This is a genomic window from Austwickia chelonae NBRC 105200 (assembly GCF_000298175.1).
GTDB lineage: Bacteria > Actinomycetota > Actinomycetes > Actinomycetales > Dermatophilaceae > Austwickia > Austwickia chelonae.
Genome location: NZ_BAGZ01000020.1, coordinates 1 through 23,080, shown reverse-complemented (window position 1 = coordinate 23,080; position 23,080 = coordinate 1). Strand labels below are relative to the sequence as shown.

The window sequence follows — 23,080 nt, the reverse complement described above, 5'->3', positions numbered from 1 at the left end:
GCTTCGACGCCTAGTTTCTTCGGTAAGGGCCGGTCGACCGTCGACCGGTCGTTCTTGCAGACTCCGGTGGGAAGAGGTGTCGACATGCTCGAAGTGCAGGAGCTGACCCGCCGTTTCGGTGATCACACGGCGGTGGACGGGGTGTCCTTCACGGTGCCGGAGGGTCAACTGATCGGTTTCGTCGGTGGAAACGGCGCGGGGAAGACCACGACGATGCGGATGATCATGGGTCTGTTGCAGATCCATGGCGGGCGGGTGTGTTGGCGGGGCAGGGAGGCCACGGTCGCGGACCGGCGTGCTTTCGGGTACATGCCCGAGGAGCGGGGCCTGTATGCGAAGCAGGCGGTGGCCAGTCAGCTGATCTATCTGGGCCAGTTGCACGGGATGAGCCGGGCTGATGCGCGGGCTTCGGTGGAGGATCTTCTGGAGCGGTTCGGTCTGGCGGGCCGGGCGAAGGACAAGTTGGAGTCGTTGTCCTTGGGGAATCAGCAGCGGGTGCAGATCGCGGCGGCGGTGATGGCCCGCCCGCAGGCGTTGATCCTGGACGAGCCGTTCTCGGGGTTGGATCCGACGAGTGTGGACGTCATGGCGGATCTGTTGCGGGAGCACACGCGGGCGGGGGTTCCGGTGCTCTTCTCCAGTCACCAGTTGGATCTGGTGGATCAGCTCAGTGACGGTCTGGTCATTCTGAGCAGGGGCAGGGTGGTCGCTCAGGGCACGTCGGAGGAGTTGCGTTCGACCGGTCCGCGCCGTCACCGGATCGTGGTGGAGGGGGATGCCGGTTGGGTGCGTGATCTGGCCGGGGTGCACGTCGTGGATGTCGACGGTTCGGTGGCCTTGGTGGAGTTGGCTGAGGAGTCGGCCGGGAAGACCTTGCTGTCGCAGGCCCTGGCCAGGGGTTCGGTGTCCGAGTTCGCTCCGGTACGTATGAGTTTGAGCGAGATCTATCGTGAGGTGACCGCATGAGCACGCTCAGCCCGTCGTCCGAGGTGGCGGATGGTTCTCCGCGCAATGCGTGGATGTTGGTGGCCGGTCGGGAGATTACGACGAAATTGCTCACCAAGAGTTTCATCGTCGGCACCCTGGTGACCTTGTTGATCATCGTGGGGTCGATCGCTCTGCCGGCGTATCTGTCGTCCCGGGGGTCCACGACGACGGTGGCGGTGACGACCGACGAGGCGAAGGAACTCGCGGAGAAGGTCGGGCGGGCGATGACCGCGGCAGAACCGAAGGATCGGGTGGAGATCGTCCGGGCGTCCGATCAGGGCGCGGCCGAGACGCTGTTGCGGGAGGGGGAAGCGGACGTCCTGTTGTCCCGTTCGGGGAACGGCTGGCAGGCGGCGTCGAAGGACGACCCGTCGAAGGCTTTCGCCCAGCACACCCGCCAGGTGCTGTCCGCCCAGGTGTTGTCGGAGGTGGCCGGGCAGGCGGGGACGTCGGCGGACGAGGTCGCGTCGCGGTCGGCGGTGTCGACCAGGAGTCTGACGGACAAGGACGGTTCGCAGCGCGCAGCCGGTTTCGTCCTGAGCATGATCTTCGCGATCCTCTTCTACATGTCGGTGATTGGGTACGGCATGCAGATCGCCCAGTCGGTCCTGGAGGAGAAGCAGTCCCGGATCGTGGAGATCCTGGCTGCGGCGATCCCGGTGCGGCAGCTGTTGATCGGCAAGGTGGTCGGCAACACGGTGATGGCGGTGGGGCAGATCGTGCTCTATCTCGGTGTGGGTTTCGCCGGTGCGGCGTTCACCCCCTTCTCCTCGATGATGCCGTCCTTGTCGGGTGCCCTGGTCTGGTACATCGTGTTCTTCCTGGCCGGTTTCCTCGCCCTGGCCTGTCTGTGGGCGGTGGCCGGGTCATTGGCGACCCGGTCGGAAGATCTTCAGCAGACGGCGAATCCGCTCCTGATGTTCCTGATGACGGCGTTCTTCGCGTCCTTGTTCGCGAAGGGGACCTGGGCGACGGTGATCTCGTATGTTCCGGTGGCCTCCTCGATGGTGATGCCGACCCGCCTGGTGCAGGGTGACGCCCAGTGGTGGGAGGCCGTCGTCTCCTTGCTGTTGACCGTGGCCTTCGGTGCGCTGTTGACCCTCTTCGGGGAGCGGATGTACCGCAATTCGTTGATGCAGACGTCGTCGCGGATGTCGTTCAAGGAGGCGTTCAAGGCGACCGACTGAGCTCTGCTTCCGGGGGAAGCGGCCCGGCGTCCCGGACAGTTGCGGCGCCGGGCCGCTTCCGCGTAGGAGGGGAGGCGCGCAGTTCAGCGGCGTTGTTCGCGCTCGCCGTGCTGTTTCAGGAAGTCGTCGACGGTGAAGGCCCCGCAGGTCTTGTCGGCTTTGTCCCCGTCGGCTCGGGCGGGCAGTTTTCCGTCGCGGAAGAAGTCGTCGACGGCTTGTTGGGTGCACTGGTTACCGATGTAGGCGGTGCCGTGATTGCGTCCGCCCTGTTGGGCGACCAGCCGGGAGCTGGGGAAGGTGGCGCGCGCTTTCAGGGCTCCTGGGTAGGGGGTGGCGGCGTCCTCGGTGTCGTGCACGATCAGGATGGGCACTTTCACCTGTGATCCGTCGATCTTGGGGGTGCTGTCCCGTTTGACCTTCCAGAAGGTGCAGGGGGCGTGGGTCCAGGCGTTGCCCCAGGATTCGAAGGTGCTGCCCTCGTCGTGCGACTTCTTCGCCGAGGCGACCCAGGAGTGGGGTGTGGGTCGGGGGGATTCGCTGCATTCGGTGGCCCAGTAGACGGCCATACCGTTGTCCGGCGGGTGTGCGACGCCGAGGTCGTCGGTCTTGCCGTGGACGAGGAAGTCGGACAGTGCTTTCGCTTTGGGTTTCCAGTCGTGGACGCCGTAGGTGGCGGAGAGCGCGGTGCTGGACAGCTGGTGTGAGGTGACTTTCCCTCGGGGGGTGTCGATGGGGTTGTCTTCGAGTTTCTTCAGGCCGGTCTCGTACTTGGCCTTGACCTCCCCGTGGGTCTTACCGAGTTTGAATTCTTCGTCGCGGGTGGCGATCCAGGTGAAGAAGGCGTCGGCGGCCTTCTGGAAGGAGGCGTTCTGGCCGAGGATGTTGGCGGCCCATTGGCCGTTGGGTTCGACGGCTCCGTCCCAGACCATCCGTTCGACGCGGTTCTGGTGGCGGGTGGCGAAGGTCTGACCCAGGTAGGTGCCCCAGGAGACCCCGAAGTAGGTGATTTTCTCCACGTCGAGGGCGGCTCTGATCCAGTCCATGTCGTCGGCGATGTCGGTGGTGCGGGAGAAGGGGAGCAGTTTCGCGCCGTCACCGGAGGAGCAGGATTCGGCGGTGTCTCGGCTGTGGGCGAGCCAGGCGTCGATGTCGGACTGGTTGCGGGGGGTGGTCCGTGGGGGGCGGGCTGACTTGGGTTCGCATTTCAGTTCGGGTCTGCTGCCGGTGGCGCCGCGGGGTGCGAAGCCGACGAAGTCGTAGGAGTCGGCGATGTCCTTGGCGACATTGCGGGCCATGCCCACTCTGGATCGTCCGTCGAGGCCGGGTCCGCCGGGGTTGACGAGGATGACGCCGCGGCGTTCGGGGCCGGTGTGTGCGGCTCGGCTGAGAGCGATGGTGATCTTTTCACCGTCGGGTTTGCTGTGGTCGAGGGGGACCTGGAGGTCTGCGCATTCGTGTCCTTCGAGGTCGCCGGTGCATTTGTGCCAGTTCGGCGCGGGGATTTTCGCCGGTGCGGCGGGGGTGGTGCTGGGCGGCGGGGCGGCGGGTTGTTGGTGGGCTTCGGTGGCGAGGGCGGGGGTGGTGGTGCCGGCGACGAGCGCCAGCGCGGTGACGATGGTGAGACGTCGGTGACGCGGCATGGGGCAAGTATGCCGGTGACCATCTTTCACCGAACGGCTGGCTCCGGGGCGGGTTCGCGCTGCTGGGAGCGGGGTTCGCCGGGCTAGGCTCGGGATATGGCGGAGGGTTCCGGGGTACGGGTGGACTCGTGGTTGTGGTCGGTGCGGGTGTACAAGAGCCGGTCGTTGGCCACGGCGGGGTGCAAGGCGGGGCATGTGCATGTGGACGGGGTGCGGGTGAAGCCGTCGGCGCTGGTCCGTCCGGGTGATCGGGTGGTGGTCCGGGGTGGTCCGCAGGTGCGGATCCTGGTGGTGAAGAAGTTGTTGTCCAAGCGGGTGGGGGCGGCGGTGGCGGCGGAGGCGATGGTGGACGAGTCGCCGCCGCCTCCGCCGAGGGAGGAGCGTCCGGCGGTGGTGGCGGCGCGGGAGCGTGGTGCGGGTCGTCCGACGAAGCGGGAGCGTCGGGAGTTGGATCGTTTTCGGGGGCGGTGATCCCGCCCACGCCAATGTGACACATCACACGCTTAGATTGTGCACAATTGAGTTGCGGACAATTAGATGCTGTGCCAGCCTGAGGAACCAAGAAGAAGGACCCCACACCCCGTCCATCAGCGCGGACATCCGCACGACGACAGGAGAAACCGTGCCGACCCCCTTCGAACCCATCACCCTCGGCGCCTTCCAGGTCCCCCAACGCTTCATGATGGCCCCCCTCACCCGCAGCCGCGCCGGCGACGGCGAAGCCCCCACCGAACTCAACGCCGAGTACTACGCCCAACGCGCCGGAGCCGGCCTCATCATCAGCGAAGGCACCCAACCCAGCGCCGTCGGCCAGGGCTACCTGCACACCCCCGGCATCCACACCGCCGAACAGATCGACGGCTGGCGACTGGTCGCCGACGCCGTCCACGCCGCCGGAGGACAGATCGCCGTCCAGCTGATGCACGCCGGACGCATCTCCCACCCCGACAACAAGAACGGCCTGGAGACGGTGGCCCCCAGCGCCCTGCGTGCGCCCGGCACGATCGTGACCCGGCAGGGGATGGCCGAACATGCCGTGCCGCGCGCCTTGGAGACCGCGGAGATGGTGGAGATCGTGGCCGAGTTCGTCCAGGCGGCGAGGAACGCCCGGGAGGCCGGGATCGACGGTGTGGAGATCCATTCGGCGAATGGTTATCTGCTGCATCAGTTCCTGTCGCCGGTGAGCAATGTGCGCACCGACGAGTACGGGGGTTCACCGGCTGCGCGGGCCCGGTTGACGGTCGAGGTGACCCGGGCGGTGGCCGAGGCGATCGGGGCTGATCGGGTGGGTCTGCGGATCTCCCCGGCGCACAACATCCAGGGCGTCCTGGAGGAGGATGCGGCGCTGACGCGGGCGACCTATGAGGCCGTGGTGGACGGGGTCGCCGACCTCGGGTTGGCCTATCTGTCGGTATTGGCCGATCTGGAGGATCCGGTGAAGGCCGGCCTGGTGGCTGATCTGCGTCGGCGGTTCGGAGGGCCGTTGATGGTGAATCTCGGTTTCGCGCGGGTGCACGATCTGGCGGCGGTGGCCGACATCCTCGAACGGGATCTGGCCGATGTGGTGGCGGTGGGCCGGTTGTTCCTGGCGAATCCGGATCTGGTGCGGCGTTGGCGTGAAGGTGCGGCGTTGAACGAGCCGGATGTGGCGACTTTCTATACCCGTGGGCCGGTGGGTTATACGGATTATCCGATGCTCTGAGCGGTGTTCTCCGGTGGGTGTCGAGAGGTGTTCTTCCGGGACGTTCGGCGTGGTCGAGAACACCTATTGAATTGTTCACAATTCAATTGAAGGCAATTTGATGCTGTGTCACGATGGTCCGATGGACCGGGATCTCACCCTCGACAACCAGCTCTGTTTCGCGCTCAATGCCGCGGCGCGAGCGGCGTCGAATGCCTACCGGTCCGAACTGGCCGACCTCGGGCTGACCTATCCCCAATACCTCACCCTTCTGGCGCTCTGGGAGAACGACGGGCTGACCGTCTCCGAATTGGGCGGTCGGCTCCGGCTCGACAGCGGCACGCTCTCCCCTTTGTTACGGCGACTGCAGGACACCGGCTACGTCGAACGCCGGCGCCACAGCCGCGACGAACGGCGGGTATCGATCTACCTGACGCCCGCCGGGCACGAGCTGAAAGGCCGCATGGCCGAGGTACAGAGATGCCTCGCCGGGCGGATCACGATGACAGCGGAGGAGATCGCCACCCTGCACCGGCTGGCCAGGCGCTTCTGCGAAGCGCTCGGCGAGAACGAACGCACCGTCCTGCCGAAGGACTGACACGGACCCACCGGTTCGTCCCGGCGGCAGGCGCCGACCGGGCGGGCGAAGCCTTCTCCTCCCTCCGACGACGAGAAGAGGAAATCCGTGAGTATCCCCACCAGCACCCGCCAGGTCGTCCTGGCCTCCCGCCCGCAGGGGCGGCCCACGCCGGAGAACTTCCGTGTGGAGGACGCCGAACTGCCCGAGATGGGGGCCCACCACGTGGTGGTCGCCAACCGGGTGATGTCGGTCGACCCGTACATGCGCGGCCGGATGAACGACACGAAGTCCTACATCCCGCCGTTCCAGATCGACGAGCCCCTGCAGGGCGGCGCGGTCGGCGAGGTAATCGCCTCGACCAGCGACGCCCTGCCGGCGGGCACGATGGTCGTACACAGCCTGGGCTGGCGGGAGCATGCCGTGCTGCCGGCCGAGGAGGCCACCCCGGTGGACACCCGCTCGGTGCCGGCATCGGCCTACCTGGGCGTCCTGGGGATGCCCGGACTGACCGCCTACGCCGGGCTGCTCGCCGCCGCCGGATTCCGCGCCGGTGACGCCGTCTTCGTCTCCGGAGCGGCTGGCGCGGTGGGTTCCCTGGTCGGGCAGCTCGCCCGCCTCAAGGGTGCATCCCGGGTGGTCGGCAGCGCCGGCACCCCGGAGAAGGTCGCCCGCCTGCTCGAACTCGGTTTCGACGCCGCCTTCGACTACCACGACGGCCCGGTCGCCGACCGCCTGCAGCAGGTGGCCCCGGAAGGCATCGACGTCTACTTCGACAATGTGGGCGGGGAGCACCTCGAGGCCGCGATCGGCCACCTCAAACTCAACGGCCGGGTCGCGATGTGCGGGGCCATCTCCCAGTACAACGCCACCGAGCCGGCACCGGGCCCGCGCAACCTGACGGCGGTCATCGGCCGCCAGCTGACCTTGCGCGGCTTCATCGTCGGCCAGTACGCCGACATGCGGGAGCAGTTCGTCCAGGAGGTCGCGCCGTGGGTCGCCTCCGGCCAGATCCGCTACGACGAGACCTTCCGGGACGGCCTGGACGAGGCACCGCAGGCCTTCATCGACCTGCTGGCCGGTGCGAACACCGGCAAGATGCTCGTCCGGCTCTGACCTGTCGCGTGGCCGGTCCGTCCACGGGTCGTCGGACCGGCCACGCCACCGGCACCTGATGCCAAAATGGGAAATTCTGCCGTACGACCCGAAAGGGCCCCATGTCTGCCGTCGTGTCCCGACCCGCCCGGCTCTACCGGGCCCTGGCCCTCGCCGAGATGGTCACCTGGACCCTGCTCCTGCTGGGAATGGCCGGTAAGTACCTACTGGATCTGGGCGAAGTCGGGTCCCGGATCGGAGGCGGCGTCCACGGTTTCGTCTTCTTGGCCTACTGCCTGGTCACCGTGCTGATCGCCGTCGACCAGCGGTGGACGGTCCGCGACCTGGCCCTGGGGTTGGGTTCTTCGGTGCTCCCGTATGCGACGGTGCCCTTCGAACGGTACGCCGAGCGCCGCGACCTGCTCGGCCAGACGTGGCGGCTGCACGCCGAGGAGCCCGGCAACGGCCAGGAACGCCTGGTCGGTCTGGCGGTGCGTCGCCCGATCCAGGCCGGGCTCATCGGGATCGTCACGGTCACCGTGGTCTTCGCAGCCTTGTTGAGCGCGGGGCCCCCGACCCGATGGTTCAGTTGATCCCCGCCCGCGAGGACGACGAACGGTGAGCCGTGCGAAGAAAACCCGACGCCGTCCGGCCCCGCCGCCGGATGCCTGCGGGCTGACCGTCTGTCACGGCTGTTGTTGCGCCCGTGACGGCTACGGTCGCCGCGATGCGGAGGCCGTCGAACGCCTCGACCGTTTCCGTGCCGCAGCGGCCGCCGTCGAAGGCACCGTCACCGTCGCCAACTGCCTGGGGCCTTGTGCCGACGCCGACGTCGTGGTCGTCCGGCCTTCGGCGCTCGGACGCCGCGACGGTGGACGCCCGGTGTGGCTCTGCCGGGTCACCGACGTCGAAGCCGATCTCGTCATCGCCTGGGTGGAGGCCGGCGGACCAGGGGCCGCCCCCATGCCGGAGCTGCTGGCGACGAAGGTCTTCGTCCCGGCCCGTCGGCATCGGGAAGAGCTCGAAGGGCACTGACCTGCCGCCCGGCCCATCGGCATCCGGTGGACGTCGGTGAATTCGCCGGATGTCAGCCGACCGACCGGTCCTGCCCGGCTTCGAGCTGACGGTCGATGCCCTGGATCCTCGTCCGGCAGGTGGGGTGGGTCGCGAACAGCGCAGCCCGCATCCCGGCCTGTTCGGCGGCGGTGTCGCAGCCGGCGGCCTGGAACTGCTGGAGGGCTTCACGCAGAAGGGGCCCGTACCCGATCTGCACGGCGAAACTGTCGGCGTACAGCGCGGCGTACCGGTTGAAGAAGGCCGCGGCCAGAGGAATCACCGGCACGACCAGCCAGGCCGGGTTGATCGTGAAGACGATCTGCATGGCCAGGAGCGCCACCCACACCGGCACCAGCAACGAGAGCATCCGCGCGGCGGCCCGGAGATTCCCGCTGAGTTCCACCTTGGACGTGTGCCGGGAGACGACCCCCAGGACCTGGCGGAAACCCCAGGTCACCAACCGGGCGACCCACCGTCCGGGCATCGCGTACCAGACGGCGAGCCTGCTCGGCCAGGTAGGACCGGCCTGATGGTGGCCCAGTTCGTGGGCGAGGACGGCTTCCAGCCTGGACTGGTCCAATGTCCTCATCGCCCCGGTGGTCACCGAGATCATGTGCCCCCCGGCAGCGGCGGCATTGGCGTACTTCAGGTCGGCGATCCACACCGAATACACGGCGGGGTCGACCCCGGCCCGTGCGGTGACGGCATGCCAGGCCGGGGTCAGCTCTTCCAGTTCGCCGGGCGTGGGCCGACGCCAGCCGAAGAGCACTTTCGCCAGGATGTTCTCCCCGGCCGGTTGCCATGCCGTCACCCCGGAGAGCAGCCAGACCAGGACGAGGCTCCACAGCACGGTCTCCCCGGAGCCTGGTCGCACCAGGTCGACGAGCATTCCCAGGCAGACGAAGGCCACGAATCCCAGAGCAGTCCACGGCGCGGCCGCCAACAGGGTCACCACGGAACTCACATGCATACCCTCGATGCTGCGCCACTTCCATGCGACTTTCAGCCCGCTGAGCGGTGAGCTCGTCATGGTCTGCCGTCCTTGTGTCCCCGTCGTTCCCCGAATTTGTCGACAACTTTAAACAACGTGCGATGGTTCCCCCATCGGAGACCGGGCTCGTCGGCCGCGAGCGCCCGTCGCCGACAGGCGAAGAGCTCTTACTCGCCGACGACGACGGAAGTGCTGCCCCGGCCTGTCGATGGCCCCCGAGTGGGTCGGTCAGATTCCCGGGGCCGGCCGTACGACCGTGGCGTGGTCTTCGCGCGCCTCACCGTAGGTCTGCCGGATGTCGGCGCTGATCCTCATGGAGCAGAACTTCGGCCCGCACATCGAACAGAACCTCGCTTCCTTCGCCGGTTCCGCCGGGAGGGTCTCGTCGTGGAAGGCCTGCGCGGTCGCCGGGTCGAGCGCCAAGGCGAACTGGTCGCGCCACCGGAATTCGAAGCGGGCCCGGCTCATCGCGTCGTCCCAGGCCTGTGCGCCCGGATGGCCCTTGGCGATATCGGCGGCGTGGGCGGCGAGTTTGTAGGTGACGACGCCGGTCTTGACGTCGTCGCGGTTCGGCAGGCCGAGATGCTCCTTGGGGGTGACATAACAGAGCATGGCGGTGCCGCCCATGGCGATGGTGGCGGCACCGATCGCCGAGGTGATGTGGTCGTAACCGGGCGCGATGTCGGTGACCAACGGGCCGAGGGTGTAGAAGGGCGCACCGTCGCACAGGACCTGTTGGATCTCCACGTTCTCGACGACCCGATGCAACGGGATGTGCCCGGGCCCTTCGACCATGACCTGCACGTCGTAGGCCCATGCCCGCCGGGTCAGTTCGGCGAGCGTACGCAGCTCGGCCAGTTGGGCCTCGTCGCAGGCGTCAGCGGTGGAACCGGGGCGTAACCCGTCGCCGAGGGAGAAGGCCACGTCGTACCGGGCGAAGATCTCGCAGAGCTCGTCGAAGTGTTCGTACAGGAATGATTCCTGCTGGTGGGCGAGCATCCATCCGGCCATGATCGACCCGCCCCGGGAGACGATCCCGGTGACCCGACGTGAGGTGAGCGGCACGTGGGCTCGCAATACCCCGGCGTGGATCGTCATGTAGTCGACGCCCTGTTCGCACTGTTCGACGACGGTGTCACGGAAGATCTCCCAGCTGAGGTCTTCGGCGATACCGTCGACCTTTTCCAGGGCCTGGTAGATCGGCACCGTCCCGATCGGCACCGGTGAATTACGCAGGATCCACTCGCGGGTGGTGTGGATGTCCTCACCGGTCGACAGGTCCATGACCGTATCGGCGCCCCAGGTGATCGCCCAGGTGAGCTTGTCGACCTCTTCGGCGATGGAACTGGTGACGGCGGAGTTGCCGATATTCGCGTTGACCTTCACGAGGAATTTCCGGCCGATGATCATCGGTTCGGACTCCGGATGGTTGACATTGGCCGGGAGGATGGCACGCCCGGCGGCGATCTCGTCGCGGATCAGCTCGACGGGGAGCCCTTCCCGCGCGGCGACGTAGCGCATCTCCGGGGTGATGAGACCGCTTCGGGCGTAATGCATCTGGGTGACCCTGCGGCCATGACGGGCGCGCAGCGGTTCCCGGCGCGGCCCCTGCCAGCATTGCGAGGCCTCACCGCGTCGCACCGCGGAACGTCCGTCGTCGGCGAGCGCCCGGGCCCGCCCGGGGTAGGTCTCGGTGTCCTCCCGCTGGGTGATCCAGTCGGTGCGGAGGGCGTCCAGGCCGTGGCGGGGGTCCGATCCGGGGCCGGTGGTGGTGTAGCGGTCGAAGGTCTCGCCGTTGGTGAGGTGGACCCGGGCGACCGGGGTGTGCATCCCGGGTCGGCCGTCCATGCCCTGTCCGGTGGGTTGGGGCACGGGGATCATGACCCGTTCGTGGGTGTCGTGCACGGCGGTCAGGTGGCTGGGTGTGCTGATCTGACTAGTCATGACGCTCGCTTCCGCTCGGCCGGGTATGCCGTGCGCAGAAGCACCGTGACCTGGTGGGTGGGCGGGGCCCTGCCTCCGGGTCGGCCGGACGTCCCTCCGCCGGTATGACCCGGATCAGGTATGACGGTCAGGGCGGCTCCAGCCCTTTCTCAGCCCGCTGCCGCGGGCTCCCGTGGTCGACCTGCCCACCTTAGCCCGAAGGTGGGTTCTCCTGCAGCGCGAGCGGTTCAGACCTTGTGGTGTTCGGCCGCCCAGGCGTTGTACCCGCCGGTGATGTCGGCGACGTCGGTGAATCCTCGGCTGCGGAGGTAGCTTGCTCCGACGTGGGAGCGCCAGCCTCCGGCGCAGTAGACGACGGTGGGGCGGCTTGGGTCGAGTTCTGTTTGGCGTTCGGCCAGTTGGGGCAGGGGGATGTGGGTGGCGCCGGGAATCATGCCTTGGGCGACTTCGCCGGGGTTGCGGATGTCGAGGAGTTGGGTGTCCGCGTCGAGCCGGTCGGTGTGGTCCGCGGGGATCTTGGCGGCGTGGTCGACGTGGTCTGCGTGGCGGGCGAGGTAGTCCTCGATCTGTGGGATGTAGCCGATGACCTGGTCGTATCCGATGCGGGCCAGGCGCATGGCGGTGTCCTGTTCGAGGCCTTCGGGGGTGGCGAGGACGAAGTGTTGCCGAGGTGGGAAGAGCATGCCTGCGGTTTCGGCCATGCGTCCGTCGGTGGGGACGTTCACCGATCCGTGGAGGTGTCCGGAGGTGTACTCGGATGCCGGTCGGGCGTCGTGGATGACGGCGCCGTCGGCGAGGGCGTTGTCGATCTGTTCGTCGGTGAGGGCGGGGATCGTCGTGTGGGGGTCGCGGAGGGGCCGTTGTCGTTTGTTGAGGGTGGCGTCGAAGGTGAAGTAGGCCGGTGCGGTGGGTTGGCCTTCGGTGACGATGTCGACGAAGTCGTCCTCGCTCATGGGGGTGCAGGCGTAGTTGGTGCGTCGTTGTTCACCGATGGTGGATTGTTTTTCGGTGGAGAGGTTCTTGCCGCAGGCTGATCCTGCGCCGTGGGCGGGGAAGACGCGGACCTCGTCGGGCAGGCTCATCAGGATTTTCTGGATGGAGTGGTAGAGCTTGCGGGCGAGTTCGTCGGCGGTGGTGCCTTCGGAGGCGAGCAGGTCGGGTCGGCCGACGTCGCCGATGAAGAGGGCGTCGCCGGTGAGGACGCCGTAGGGGGTGGTGTCGTCTGCGTGTTCGTGGACGAGGACGCTGATGGATTCGGGGGTGTGTCCTGGGGTTTCCAGGATTTTCAGGTGGACGCCGCCGAGGTCGATGCGGTCGTCGTGGTGGAGCGGTCGGAAGTCGAATTCTGGGTTGGCGTGGTGCCCGTAGCCGATCCAGGCGCCGGTGGCCTGGGCGAGTTCGAGGTGTCCGGAGACGAAGTCGGCGTGGAAATGGGTGTTGATGATGCCGATGATCTGTAGGTCGGCGTCGCGGGCGGCGGTGAGGTAGTCCTCGATGTCGCGGCGTGGGTCGACGATGACGGCTCGTCTGCTGGTTTCGTCGGCGATCAGGTAGGACGCCTGTGAGAGACAGTCCAGGTAGTACTGGGTGAAGATCATGGTCCCCTCCTTGAGTTCTCGGCCGCCCCGAGTTGCTCTCCCCTTGTTCGCAAGATACCCCCGGGGGTATCTTGCGAACAAGGTCCGATCGCCGGAAGGCCTTCACGAACGGAGCAGCAGATGCGCGAGTGCACCATCGACGACCTGGCCCGAGCCCACTCCGAGGGGGCCACGGTCGTCGACGTCCGTGAGCCGAATGAGTACGCCGGAGGTCACGTGCCGGGCGCCATGACGGCACCCCTGTCCCGCCTAGCCGGACACCTCTCCGAAATCCCTTCTGGCGGTGTGGTATACGTCATCTGCGCCAGTGGGAACCGTTCCAAGGCGGCCACCACCTTGCTGACGAACGCCGGACACGACGCCGTCTCCGTCCAAGGCGGGACGAACGGATGGATCCAGTCGGGTCGACCGGTCGTGCACGGCATGTCACCACGCTGACCATCGACCAGGAGGCTGAAGCACCGGTGTCCACCCTCGTCACCGCACCGACCACGGGCCCCGACCGACAGGACCGACGGTGAACGATCTCCTCGTCATCGCCCCCTTCGGGCTGCTGGTCGGCCTGATCCTGGGCGCACTCGGCGGCGGCGGCGCCATCCTGACGGTGCCGATCCTCGTCTACCTGCTCGGACAGTCCCCCACCGCCGCAACCGCCGGGTCGCTGGTCATCGTGTCCTTGATCTCATCGGTCGGAGTACTCAGCCACCACTCCCGCGGAAACGTCCGGTTCAAGGACGGTCTGCTCTTCGGCCTCTTCGGAGTCGTCGGATCACTGGCCGGTTCCAAACTGTCCATCGCCGTGCCCGCCGTGATCCTGATGACAGCCTTCGGGGTGCTGCTGCTCGCCGTCGGCACCCTGATGGCGCGGCGCGCGCTCACCGGGGCCAGCGCCCCTGGGGAGGGCGACCGACGAGGAGTCGGAGCCGTCGTACTGGCCGCGACCGCAGTGGGCCTGCTGACCGGGTTCTTCGGCGTCGGTGGAGGTTTCGCCGTGGTCCCCGCGCTGGTGCTCGTCCTGGGTTTCCCGATGCCCGCCGCAGTCGGCACCTCCTTGGTGGTCATCGTGGTGAACAGCCTGGTCGCCTTGGGTGCCCGGGTCACCGGCGGTGTGGAGATCGAATGGCCGCTGATCCTCGTCTTCAGTTTCTTCGGCGCGCTGGGCAGCCTGCTGGGGGGTCGGATCGCGGCCCGGGTCGATCCCCGTCATCTCACCGCCGCGTTCAGCGTCCTGCTCTTCGTCGTGGCGGCCTATGTGCTCGCCATGAACGTCCCGCAGCTCTGAGCCACGCACCGACCTTCGTCGCCGGTCGCAGGTGGAACCGGTCACCCGCGACCCGTTCGACCCACAGGGTCGCGATGCCCCCGACGAGCATCCCGATGATGTTGACCACCAGCTGAGTCGCGCTGCCGACCATTTCATCGGTCACTCCCGTCGCCGAAGCGACCGCCAGATTCCCTGCCGCGGGGATCGTCGTCACCGCGATGAACACCCCCACCAAGGTGTTGGACTTCTCCGTGGCCAGGGCCAAGGAACCCACGATGCCGGCGACGACCGCGACGATCACCGACCACAGGTCCGGCCGCCAGATGAACCCGGTCATCGGACGATCCGCAGCGACCATCGCCGGGGTGACCACTCCGGCGAACCGACCCAGCAAGGCCAGGCCGGCCACCAGCAGGACAGCCCACAGGTAGCCGACGGTGAGCAGCCGCGCCGCCCGCAGGGCCAGCTTCCACCTGCGGAGGACGACCCCCGCGCAGAAAGCACCCACCGGACCGAAGTCCGGGCCGACGACCATCGCCCCGACCACCAGGATCGGTGAATCGGTGAGCACGGCGACCCCGGCGAGAACCGTGGCCAGGACGAGGAAGGCGTAGAAGGTCCACGATCCCTGCGCGGCCGCTGTCGCCTGATCGATGACGACACTCCACAACACACTGTCGTCGGGTTCACCTCGGGCTGCTTCGTCGAGCCGCTCCGCTTCGTCGAACGGCGTCGCCTCGGGCGTCGTCACCGAGATCGCGCCCTCACCGGCCAGGCCGAGCCCGATGAGCCGGTCGATCAATTCGTCGGCGGTCTCCCGGGTGACGTCGACACCCACCAAAGCCCCAGGTGGCCGGATCGACTGGCCATCAGCCCAGGTCACATTGGTGGCATAGGTCTCGGCGAGCAGTAGGGCGCGGGTCTCGTCCGCCAGCTGCGGCGGCACGACGAGACGCAAATGGACGAGCATGCCGCCATCATCGCGTGTGGAACGATGCGGATATGGCTTCTCCACCGACGGTCGTCGCCCTTGTGGACAGCATCAGGATCGGACGGGTCCGCGTGCACCGGTGGGCCGGACGCGATATCGCCAGCGGTGCGGTGAAGGACGAGGCACCCGGCCCGGTCGAGATCGGACCGACCGGCCCGGACGGCGACGAACAGGCCGATCTGCGACATCACGGAGGACCGGACAAAGCCGTCCTCGCCTACGCCGGTCATCATTACCGATCGTGGGCGGACCGGTACGGGTTGGACCTGCCCCGCGGCGCCTTCTTCGAGAACCTGACCCTCGCCCCGCCGCCGGGGAGCGACTGGCCCCGCGGGTCGACCGGCCCGGGCGTCGACACCGGTGGTCTCCCTCTCGTCGACGAGAACAGCGTCCGACTCGCAGACATCTGGCAGGTCGGTTCGGCAACCCTCCAGGTCACCCAACCCCGCAGGCCCTGTTTCAAACTCGCCCGACGGTGGGAGGCACCCGATCTGGTGCGACATGTCCAGGACACCGGGTGGAGCGGTTGGTACCTACGAGTGCTCACCCCAGGGACGATCCGTAGAGGCGACCAGGTGCGACTGGTCGACAGCGATGCCCGTCAGCCGACGGTCGCATTGGTCTCCCGGGTGATGAACACCCCGACGGACCTGACCGGAGCCCGCGAGCTCGTCGGCAATGCGACACTTCCCGAGAAATGGCGCGCCGACCTGCGCAAGCGACTGGAGGGCAAACCGGTCGACGAGGACTCGGAGAAAGCACGGATCTTCGGCCCGGCCGATTGAGAGCGGGCTCCTGACCATGTGCGCCGAATGTTCCCTGAATAAATTGGCGCCATTTCTTGACAGATCGGCCGACGAGCCGGCTGAGGTATTGCAGGCGCTTCCGTCCGAATCTTCATAGCTGTCGGAGGCTTCGCTCCTGATCCAGGAACAGAGGCCCTGAGATGCGGGCGATCTCGCTGGCAAAATATGACCCATGGAAAACCCAAAAAGGATAAACCAGTTAAACTTCCTAAAAAGGAAAAATTATTTCAAAACTTCTGACCTCCCCCCGGTGCGGATATATGGCCGCGACAAGCAACTGACGGAGACCCGCAATGAGATGAAGAAGATCGGATACCAAATCCTCGCGATGTCATTAGGAGGGTTGGTAGTAGCAATAGCAACAACACTCATGATCAGCATCATCAAACATGCAGGTGACACCACCGGCGCAATCAACTCATGGCATGAATCTCTCGGAAAAAAGACTGCAGACGGCCTTCAGCCTGCCGCAACAGTCTTAGCCCTGGATGCAGTCATGGTCGCCATTTTTATCTCGGTTTCAGCAGGCTCAAGGCCACGCAAAACAACACGCACCATGCCACATGTCGGCACCAGCATCCCCATCATGATCGATAAAACCGTCTCATTCACCCTTCTCTTTGGGTGCATAGCTTCATGGCTTCTTACTGAAATCTCACCCTCACCAGAGGACCCACGGTCGCTCAACACCATCATTCCAGTAGCTTCAGCCTTCCTGTGCGCAACGCTGAGCAGGCTTGCCGACGAGTCGGCTGAAAGTCGGAAAATTGCCCAAACCGAGGCATCGATCAGGGAGAAAAATCTTCGGTCAGCGCTCCGCACCTACCGAAAATCGGTAGTAAATTCCCCACAGCTTCCCACAAAGCCACTGACCGAAATATCTTGGCAAAAAACGTTTCCCATCAAGTGGGTGATCATCTGGGATGCGCTGCCACTCCTGGGAATCCCGCTGGCAATTTACAGCCAAAGTGGATCGACAACTCGACTGGGCGAAATCGCCGGCATCACCATCTCCCTCGCTGCCCTGACCGTTATCAGTCAGATAAACCTCATCGAGAGCACGGCCGAGAATCATATATTGAACTTATCCCATGGGCGATCCGGTGCAACATGGCCACATCCCGTAATTTTCCTTCCCGCATTATTTTCCGTCATCAGCTCCCTCATGGTTGCCCTCATATCTCCCCCCTTGAGTATCCCCATCATCCTCCTGTCCTGTGCAACCCTGGGGATCTACCATACGACCAAGAGAGATCCCGGATATCTCATTTTCATTCTTCGAAAGATTGAATTCCGGCTTGGACTGGACAAGCCCTCCGGAATCATCTTGACCCGCAGAAAAATATCAGAAGCAACAAAGTGCCTGCGAAAGATCTTTACGTAATCAGTGAGAAGTCAAGGTCAGCCAGCATCCAAAGATTCAGCCTGCTGTCGGCCTCGCCGGATAGTCTGCCGACGTGTTGCGCATCGCTACCTTCAATATCAACGGCATCAGGGCCACCCAGCGTCGAGGCTTCGAGAACTGGCTCGCCACCCGCGGCTGCGATGTGGTTGCCCTGCAAGAGGTGCGTTGTCCCGTCGCGTCCCTCCCCGAGGGAGTCTTCGGCGACTACCACCTGACCTACGACTCCGGTCAGCTCGCCGGGCGCAACGGGGTCGCCCTGCTCACCAGGACGAAACCTGAAGCGATCCGCTCCTGGGGTGCCGGAGTGCTGGTCCGCGCCCCAGGAGACGGTCACCTCGAGATGAGCGAGCACGAGGAGCGCGGGAAACTCGCCCGGGAGCTGCACGCCTTCGCCGACGAAGGACGCTACCTCGAAGCCGATCTGGCCGATGTGCCGTTGACCATCGCCTGCCTCTACCTGCCCAAGGGCGGCCTGCCGGCGCACCTGCAGGACCCGAAGCGGATGCGCGAAGCCCCCGACGGCGGAGCCAAGTACGAACGGAAGATGAGCTTCCTCGCCGGTTTCGCCCGACACCTGACGGCAGCACGCAAGACTGCCGCCGCCACAGGGCGGGAATTCCTCCTCGTCGGCGACCTCAACATCGCCCACACCCCGCAGGACATCAACAACTGGAAGCGCCAGCAGAAATCCGAAGGTTTCCTCCCCGAAGAACGAGCCTGGCTCGACGAGATCACCGGCCCCCGCACCCTCGTGGACGTCATTCGTCGGCTGCACCCCGATGCCCAGGGCCCGTACTCGTGGTGGTCGTGGATGGGCAAGGCCTTCGCCAATGACACCGGATGGCGGATCGACTACCAGCTGGCCACGGCGGCACTGGCCGCTGCCGCCGTCGAAGGCGGAACCGACCGCGACCCTTCGCGGGAAGAACGGATGAGCGATCACGCCCCCGTCGTCGTCGACTACGACTTCCCGACCCAACAGGAACGACCGACCACGGCCCCCTGACGTCGGATCCCCCGGAAGCACCACCTCAGAAGCATCGCCTCGGCCACATTCGGTCGAGGCGATGTCATATACCGTTCGGGGCGAATTCTCTGGCACAGACCCACCTCACCGCGGCCCCTATATTCGCAGTCGATACTTTTCAGCCCGGATCCGAGCACCATCCGCTATCACCGGCCGCCCGGCGACATATCTGCGGGACCAAGCCGAACAAGGCCCCGAGCATCCCGTCAACGCCCCGCCACCCGCCCCGCCACGTGACAGACCGGCCGGTAAAGATATCCACCGACCGGACTAAGGACGCGTCAACTATCTCCGCCAGGCCGAGATGGGCTGCGCAGCCCTCCCCCTCTTTCTTCGACGCTCCGGAGAAAAAGCACCCAGCCGTAGGACCAGGCCTTCTTTCAGAACATCAGCTCCCGCTGAAGATAATTGCGCCGAACAGGTATACGAGCGTTCAAGTCGCACGCTCAGGGACGTAACATGACGACGTCCCCACGGGATACGACCGTCCGGCCGACCGCACCCTGCACCGGCCACCGACGACGGTCGTCCCCGGTTCGTCGAGGAGTGCCCTACTTGTCCTACCAGTACGACGAAGCAGCCACCGGCCTGTCCGCCGGCACCGCCCTTCGCGTGGGCAAGCGCACCGACACGGCTCCGCCACCGGATCCGCGAACAGGACGATGATGTACGCCCCTGACTCGCACCGGCTGCCGACTCGACCTCGCCAACCGGAACCGGGTTCCACGCCCCACCCCACCCACCGATGCGCCCGGACGACAGCCGGACCTTCAGCTATGGCGTGCATCCTCCTCCGGGGCCTAGCATGCGCACTGCGCCGACGGCATCTCCCCGTGCCGTCACCCTCCCTACCGGTCAGGTACCTCCGTGCATGACACCGGCATCCGCCCCCTCTTCCAGCGAAAGGACAGCCGTTGACCGACAACATGCCATCGGGCCGTCCTGACACCAGCCCGACCCCGGACCTCCCCCGCCGCCGAGGACGCCACAGCTCGGCAGCACCCCCTGGTTGGCGCACCTTCACCTCGGACGCCCACAAGAGCAACCTCGCCATCCCGCAAGAGGACTACCCCACTGCGCCCTTGCTCCGCGTAGCCCTCAGCCCACGCTCACGCCAGAACGGAGGCCCCCGATCCGGCGCGCTGTCGATCGTCCCCCCGATCGCGCCGGAACGTGACGACGCTGCGGCGACCAGCCGCACGTCCCGCCCCGAAGAACCTGCTCAGCAGACGGAACAGTCCGACGACCGGTCCGGGGTGCTCCCGGCCCTGCCCGCCCTGAACGGCAAGAAGACGGCCGCACCGAACGGACGGCCGCTCTTCCCCGAGAACACGAAAATCGTGCCGGAGCAGAACGGCAGCGCCGCCGGAAGATCCATCAGGATCACCATCCCGCAGAAGGACGAACCCCCCGCCACGGAAACCGCCACGGCGCAGAAACCGGCAGACGATGCGTCGACGGACGCCACGTCGGTAGACGGGCCGCCGTCGATATCGATGTCCGCAGCGCTCTCAGGTTCCATCTCGACCCTGCCTGCCAGCATCCCCCTCCCCGTGGTCGCCCCGGTGATCACCTCCGCATCGATCAGCATCCCGCTCCCGACGAGCTCCCCCGACCAGAAATCGACACCGATCAGTGTCCCGATCCCGGTGGTGTCACCGTTGATCGCGCCGCCGGTGCCCCCGTCCTCGGTGGGCTCGCCCCGCCCGGCTCCGGACGAACCCGGGTCCACCATCCCGATCGCGCGGACCCCCAAGGCCCGACCGGAGAGCACCCCGGACGAAGCACCCGCCCCCGCCGAGGGCAAGACGCCCGCCGACAAACCCCGGACCGTGGTTCCGCCACGTCGACCTGCGCCGGAGGAGAAGAAACCCGCCGCCGCGCCCGAAGCCCGAAAAGCATCCTCCGAGCCGGGGCCTGCGGGACAGGACCAGGATCACAAACCCCTGACCACCTCTCGATCCGCGCTACGTGCATCGATTCCCCCGATGTCCGCGCCTTCGACGTCGTGGTTCGGCGACCCCCGGTTCGCGCCGGCCTCGGCCCGTCGCCCCTCCCCCTCCGGCCCCCAGAAGGACTCCGACAGCGACCTGGACACCAGAGAACTGGCTGTCCGCCGGGCGCCGACCAGGTCGAAGATCTCCGCTCCGCCACCGCCGGAGGCACCCCGAAAGCCCGAGGACGCCCCCTCCGCGAAACAGCCGCCCGCGGAGAATCTCCGCGCCGCCGAGCCTGCGACCACACCTGCACGCCAGGAATCCCGCCCACCGGCAACCACCGAGGCAACGGGAGAGACACGCTCGGGAGACACCCAACCCACCCGGGTCAGTACCCGGGCTGCAGCGCGGGCTGCCGCATATGCCGCCGAAATGGCGGCGAAATCGCTGGCGGACGATTCCCCGCTCGGCCCGGACATCACCACACCCAGCCGGTTGAAGATCCCGGCCAGACGCCCGGCTCATGCGAAGAAGACCGAGGAAGCGCTCCCCGAAGCTCGGCCGAAGAACACAGCTCCGCGCAAGGAAGAAACTCCGGCCACGAGCGACCGTCCGTCGGTGAAACCGGTGGTCGACCGCGCCACCGGGCAGACGCCGACCAAAACGTCCGAACCGCCGGCGGCGGCAGCGGCAGCGAAGCCGACAGCGAAAGCGGCACCCATCGCGGAGCCTGCGAAGGCCACACCTACCGCGAAAACCGCGGTGCAACCGGACGTGAAACCGGCGGAGCCTGCGGCGACATCAGCCGAGCAGCAGGCGAAGACCCCCGAGCCGACCGCTAAGACCTCCGAACCGGCGACGAAGAACACCGATTCGACGGCCTCCGGACCGGCGACGAAGACAGTTGTCCCCACAGAAAAAGAAAAGTCGACTGAGTCCGCCGTAGGGTCGGCCGGACCGGCCACGCCGCAGGACAAGAGCGAAAATACGCCTCTCACGACTGCGACCGCCCCGCCCCGGAACGACAAGGTCGATTTCCCCGGCGACCAGGTCGAAATTCCTGACCCCGAGAAGGGCTCTCCGGCCAAGAACGATCAGCCGGACGCCCCGACGTCCACGAGAAGCGAACCGGAACAGCCCGCCGAAGAAGCACGGAAAGTCGAGCCGGACAAGGCTTCTCCAGCACAGAAGGCATCACCGGAACAGAAAGCCGAGCCCCAGCAGTCACGGCCGGAACCACCGGAGAAAAAACCGTCCGAAGCAGCCGAGACCTCAGCGAAAGCCGACGCCCCAGCAGCCGGGCCCGCCCCGGCGACAGTGACGACCGCATCTCCAGCCGTCGGGAAGACCGACGAGAAGACCGGGCCCGAATCGCTCACCCAGAAGGCCGTCGACCCGCCGCAGAAGAGCCCCCGGCCGGAGACGCAGACCGATCAGCCCGACCTGAAGGCTGCGACGCCACAGGCCACACCAGCCAGATTGCCGCGGCACGCAGCGCCCTCTCCCCGCAATGCCGACGCCACGCCCGAAAACGACGGCCGTCCGGCGAACTGGGAGGAGAAGACACCGGCACGGGGCGAGAAGGAAGAGCCCAAGGCCCCCGCCACCGAACAGCAGAAATCCCCGGCCGCTGACGGCTCAGCAGCCGAACGTCCTACGGACGAGCCGAAACCCCGCCCGTGGGAGATCCAGCCCACCCGAGCCGCCACCCGCGCCGCCAGCAGGGCCGCAGCCCGTGCGGCCGAAGCCGCAGCGAAACCTCTGCTCGACGACTCACCGCTGGGTGCAGACATCACCACACCCAGCCGGTTGAAACTCCCGGGACGGCCCACGTCGACGCCCCAGGCGACCCCTGCGTCGTCTCCCGCGTCACCTTCCGCGTCGTCTCCCGCGTCGGTCTCCGCGCCAGGCGCGAGAACGACGCCGGCTCCGGAGAAATCTGCGGCCGACACGAAGAAACCGACGACAGAAGTCCCGCTCCCGCCCCAGAAGGAGCCTGCTCCGGCCGAGAAAAAGGCCGAAGCGCCGAAAACCGAACCCCCGAAGGCAGAACCGCCGAAGACCGAACCCCCGAAGTCGGCCCCCCGCCGAGAACTCACGGCAGCAGACGAACCCGCCGAACAACCACCGGCGAAGAACAAGCCAGCGACCGAGAAGCCTGCGGAAAAAGTCCGGTCGAAGAGCCGCACGACCGAGAAGAAGGACGAACCGGACACCTCGCCTCTCCGGGTGATCGCCGACCCCCAGGCCGGCAAGGACTCCCCGCAACCCACGCGAGCCGCAAAACGTGCTGCGGCGCGGGCCGCCGAACTCGCCGCCTCCGCGGCCGGACCCGTCGCACCTTCGAAGGATCGGGCAGCCACACCACCTGCAGCTCGCCCCTCGGAGAAGGCTCGCCCCTCGGAGAAGAAGACTCCGCCGGCACCGGAGCAGCCCAGATCGGCACCGCCGTCGACAGCATCGACGCCGTCCGCGTCCTCGACCGCAACCGGACCGATGGCGAAACCGACCGAGCGGAAGCCGGCCTCCCTGCGTCCCGGCCCGGTCGACCCCGACCTGACCATCCTGAACCCCAAGGTCGTCCTACCGCCGACGTCGCCGAAGGACGACACCGATCAGGGCACCGGGCGCACCGAGCGGTCGACCCCGCCTCGCGAGGAAACGCTCTTCCCCGACGAGCCGGCGGCGCGGAACGAACCGCCCTTCCAGACCGGGTCCCCTTTCCGGACAGGGTCACCTCTCCAGACCGGGCCCTTCCGACCGGACGAGCCGGCACGGAGCGACTCTCCTTTCCGGTCGGGTTCGCCCTTCCAGACCGGGCCCTTCCGACCGGACCCCCCGTCCCGGGACGAGTCGACCTTCCGCGGTGGGTCTCCGTTCCAGAGCGAGACTCC

At 66.8% G+C, this 23,080-nt stretch carries 20 protein-coding genes and 1 riboswitch; of the genes, 15 read left to right on the top strand and 5 right to left on the bottom strand.

Annotation, left to right across the window (positions count from 1 at the left end; translation table 11 throughout):
* The first annotated feature begins 84 nt into the window (after positions 1-84).
* Both AUCHE_RS13625 and AUCHE_RS13620 read left to right on the top strand, forming a co-directional pair.
* Positions 85-966 (top strand): ABC transporter ATP-binding protein, encoded by an 882-nt coding sequence (locus AUCHE_RS13625; RefSeq protein WP_006503904.1) that lies wholly within the window; start codon positions 85-87, stop codon positions 964-966.
* The gene (locus AUCHE_RS13620; RefSeq protein ID WP_006503903.1) at positions 963-2,174 is read left to right on the top strand and encodes an ABC transporter permease; all 1,212 of its coding nucleotides are present in this window, start codon (positions 963-965) and stop codon (positions 2,172-2,174) included. The genes AUCHE_RS13625 and AUCHE_RS13620 overlap by 4 nt, the downstream gene beginning before the upstream one ends.
* Before the next feature lie 83 nt (positions 2,175-2,257).
* Here the strand turns inward: AUCHE_RS13620 and AUCHE_RS13615 are convergent, their stop codons facing one another.
* Positions 2,258-3,814 carry an alpha/beta hydrolase gene (locus tag AUCHE_RS13615; RefSeq protein WP_006503902.1) on the bottom strand — a complete coding sequence of 519 codons (1,557 nt, stop codon included), beginning with the start codon at positions 3,812-3,814 and terminating at the stop codon, positions 2,258-2,260.
* A gap of 96 nt (positions 3,815-3,910) precedes the next feature.
* On the opposite strand from AUCHE_RS13615, the gene AUCHE_RS13610 reads away from it, so the two are divergent.
* The 6 genes from AUCHE_RS13610 (at position 3,911) to AUCHE_RS13585 (ending at position 8,202) form a co-directional block, all read left to right on the top strand.
* Positions 3,911-4,285: an RNA-binding S4 domain-containing protein gene (locus tag AUCHE_RS13610; protein WP_006503901.1), complete on the top strand. Its 375-nt coding sequence runs from the start codon at positions 3,911-3,913 to the stop codon at positions 4,283-4,285.
* 151 nt (positions 4,286-4,436) lie between these two features.
* Complete coding sequence (locus AUCHE_RS13605; RefSeq protein ID WP_006503900.1) at positions 4,437-5,516, top strand: alkene reductase; 1,080 nt, start codon at positions 4,437-4,439, stop codon at positions 5,514-5,516.
* Between the two features lie 121 nt (positions 5,517-5,637).
* Complete coding sequence (locus tag AUCHE_RS13600; protein WP_006503899.1) at positions 5,638-6,093, top strand: MarR family winged helix-turn-helix transcriptional regulator; 456 nt, start codon at positions 5,638-5,640, stop codon at positions 6,091-6,093.
* Between the two features lie 87 nt (positions 6,094-6,180).
* Positions 6,181-7,188: an NADP-dependent oxidoreductase gene (locus AUCHE_RS13595; protein ID WP_006503898.1), complete on the top strand. Its 1,008-nt coding sequence runs from the start codon at positions 6,181-6,183 to the stop codon at positions 7,186-7,188.
* A gap of 101 nt (positions 7,189-7,289) precedes the next feature.
* Positions 7,290-7,760, top strand: a complete 471-nt coding sequence (locus tag AUCHE_RS13590) for a DUF3817 domain-containing protein (RefSeq protein WP_006503897.1) — start codon at positions 7,290-7,292, stop codon at positions 7,758-7,760.
* Between the two features lie 25 nt (positions 7,761-7,785).
* Complete coding sequence (locus tag AUCHE_RS13585) at positions 7,786-8,202, top strand: hypothetical protein (protein WP_006503896.1); 417 nt, start codon at positions 7,786-7,788, stop codon at positions 8,200-8,202.
* A gap of 52 nt (positions 8,203-8,254) precedes the next feature.
* On the opposite strand, the gene AUCHE_RS13580 is transcribed toward AUCHE_RS13585, so the two are convergent.
* The 3 genes from AUCHE_RS13580 to AUCHE_RS13570 form a co-directional block, all read right to left on the bottom strand.
* Positions 8,255-9,253: a zinc metalloprotease HtpX gene (locus AUCHE_RS13580; protein ID WP_006503895.1), complete on the bottom strand. Its 999-nt coding sequence runs from the start codon at positions 9,251-9,253 to the stop codon at positions 8,255-8,257.
* Positions 9,254-9,442: 189 nt separating this feature from the next.
* Positions 9,443-11,158 carry a phosphomethylpyrimidine synthase ThiC gene (thiC, locus tag AUCHE_RS13575; RefSeq protein WP_006503894.1) on the bottom strand — a complete coding sequence of 572 codons (1,716 nt, stop codon included), beginning with the start codon at positions 11,156-11,158 and terminating at the stop codon, positions 9,443-9,445.
* A 74-nt stretch (positions 11,159-11,232) separates the two neighbouring features.
* Positions 11,233-11,342: riboswitch (TPP riboswitch) on the bottom strand.
* Between the two features lie 43 nt (positions 11,343-11,385).
* Positions 11,386-12,756, bottom strand: coding sequence for an MBL fold metallo-hydrolase (locus AUCHE_RS13570; protein WP_006503893.1), 1,371 nt, complete (start codon positions 12,754-12,756; stop codon positions 11,386-11,388).
* 120 nt (positions 12,757-12,876) lie between these two features.
* Here AUCHE_RS13570 and AUCHE_RS13565 point away from each other — a divergent pair, with 120 nt between their 5' ends.
* Both AUCHE_RS13565 and AUCHE_RS13560 read left to right on the top strand, forming a co-directional pair.
* A complete protein-coding gene (locus AUCHE_RS13565; protein WP_006503892.1) occupies positions 12,877-13,194 on the top strand; it encodes a rhodanese-like domain-containing protein in 318 nt (105 codons plus the stop codon).
* A gap of 79 nt (positions 13,195-13,273) precedes the next feature.
* Positions 13,274-14,038, top strand: a complete 765-nt coding sequence (locus AUCHE_RS13560; protein WP_006503891.1) for a sulfite exporter TauE/SafE family protein — start codon at positions 13,274-13,276, stop codon at positions 14,036-14,038.
* Here AUCHE_RS13560 and AUCHE_RS13555 read toward each other — a convergent pair.
* Entirely contained in the window at positions 13,977-14,990 is a 1,014-nt protein-coding gene (locus AUCHE_RS13555) for a DUF389 domain-containing protein (protein ID WP_006503890.1), read from the bottom strand. The genes AUCHE_RS13560 and AUCHE_RS13555 overlap by 62 nt on opposite strands.
* A gap of 32 nt (positions 14,991-15,022) precedes the next feature.
* Between AUCHE_RS13555 and AUCHE_RS13550 the strand changes: the two genes are divergently transcribed.
* The 5 genes from AUCHE_RS13550 to AUCHE_RS15895 all read left to right on the top strand — a co-directional run.
* Positions 15,023-15,796, top strand: a complete 774-nt coding sequence (locus AUCHE_RS13550; protein WP_006503889.1) for an MOSC domain-containing protein — start codon at positions 15,023-15,025, stop codon at positions 15,794-15,796.
* 193 nt (positions 15,797-15,989) lie between these two features.
* Complete coding sequence (locus tag AUCHE_RS16810; protein WP_143115253.1) at positions 15,990-17,201, top strand: hypothetical protein; 1,212 nt, start codon at positions 15,990-15,992, stop codon at positions 17,199-17,201.
* Positions 17,202-17,274: 73 nt separating this feature from the next.
* Entirely contained in the window at positions 17,275-18,228 is a 954-nt protein-coding gene (locus tag AUCHE_RS13540; RefSeq protein WP_006503888.1) for an exodeoxyribonuclease III, read from the top strand.
* A 480-nt stretch (positions 18,229-18,708) separates the two neighbouring features.
* Positions 18,709-18,915 carry a hypothetical protein gene (locus tag AUCHE_RS16805; RefSeq protein WP_143115252.1) on the top strand — a complete coding sequence of 69 codons (207 nt, stop codon included), beginning with the start codon at positions 18,709-18,711 and terminating at the stop codon, positions 18,913-18,915.
* Between the two features lie 248 nt (positions 18,916-19,163).
* Positions 19,164-23,080: hypothetical protein (locus AUCHE_RS15895; protein ID WP_006503887.1), on the top strand; the 3,917-nt coding region annotated here is incomplete at its 3' end.

Excerpts from the sequence above, each read along its gene's own strand:
- AUCHE_RS13555 (WP_006503890.1), bottom strand. The coding sequence starts at position 14,990 with ATGCTCGTCCATTTGCGTCTCGTCGTGCCGCCGCAGCTGGCGGACGAG.
- AUCHE_RS13550 (WP_006503889.1), top strand. The coding sequence starts at position 15,023 with ATGGCTTCTCCACCGACGGTCGTCGCCCTTGTGGACAGCATCAGGATC.
- AUCHE_RS13620 (WP_006503903.1), top strand. The coding sequence starts at position 963 with ATGAGCACGCTCAGCCCGTCGTCCGAGGTGGCGGATGGTTCTCCGCGC.
- AUCHE_RS13565 (WP_006503892.1), top strand. The coding sequence starts at position 12,877 with ATGCGCGAGTGCACCATCGACGACCTGGCCCGAGCCCACTCCGAGGGG.
- AUCHE_RS13625 (WP_006503904.1), top strand. The coding sequence starts at position 85 with ATGCTCGAAGTGCAGGAGCTGACCCGCCGTTTCGGTGATCACACGGCG.
- AUCHE_RS13615 (WP_006503902.1), bottom strand. The coding sequence starts at position 3,814 with ATGCCGCGTCACCGACGTCTCACCATCGTCACCGCGCTGGCGCTCGTC.
- AUCHE_RS13600 (WP_006503899.1), top strand. The coding sequence starts at position 5,638 with ATGGACCGGGATCTCACCCTCGACAACCAGCTCTGTTTCGCGCTCAAT.
- AUCHE_RS13570 (WP_006503893.1), bottom strand. The coding sequence starts at position 12,756 with ATGATCTTCACCCAGTACTACCTGGACTGTCTCTCACAGGCGTCCTAC.
- AUCHE_RS16805 (WP_143115252.1), top strand. The coding sequence starts at position 18,709 with ATGACGACGTCCCCACGGGATACGACCGTCCGGCCGACCGCACCCTGC.
- AUCHE_RS16810 (WP_143115253.1), top strand. The coding sequence starts at position 15,990 with ATGGAAAACCCAAAAAGGATAAACCAGTTAAACTTCCTAAAAAGGAAA.
- AUCHE_RS13590 (WP_006503897.1), top strand. The coding sequence starts at position 7,290 with ATGTCTGCCGTCGTGTCCCGACCCGCCCGGCTCTACCGGGCCCTGGCC.
- thiC (WP_006503894.1), bottom strand. The coding sequence starts at position 11,158 with ATGACTAGTCAGATCAGCACACCCAGCCACCTGACCGCCGTGCACGAC.
- AUCHE_RS13610 (WP_006503901.1), top strand. The coding sequence starts at position 3,911 with ATGGCGGAGGGTTCCGGGGTACGGGTGGACTCGTGGTTGTGGTCGGTG.
- AUCHE_RS13580 (WP_006503895.1), bottom strand. The coding sequence starts at position 9,253 with ATGACGAGCTCACCGCTCAGCGGGCTGAAAGTCGCATGGAAGTGGCGC.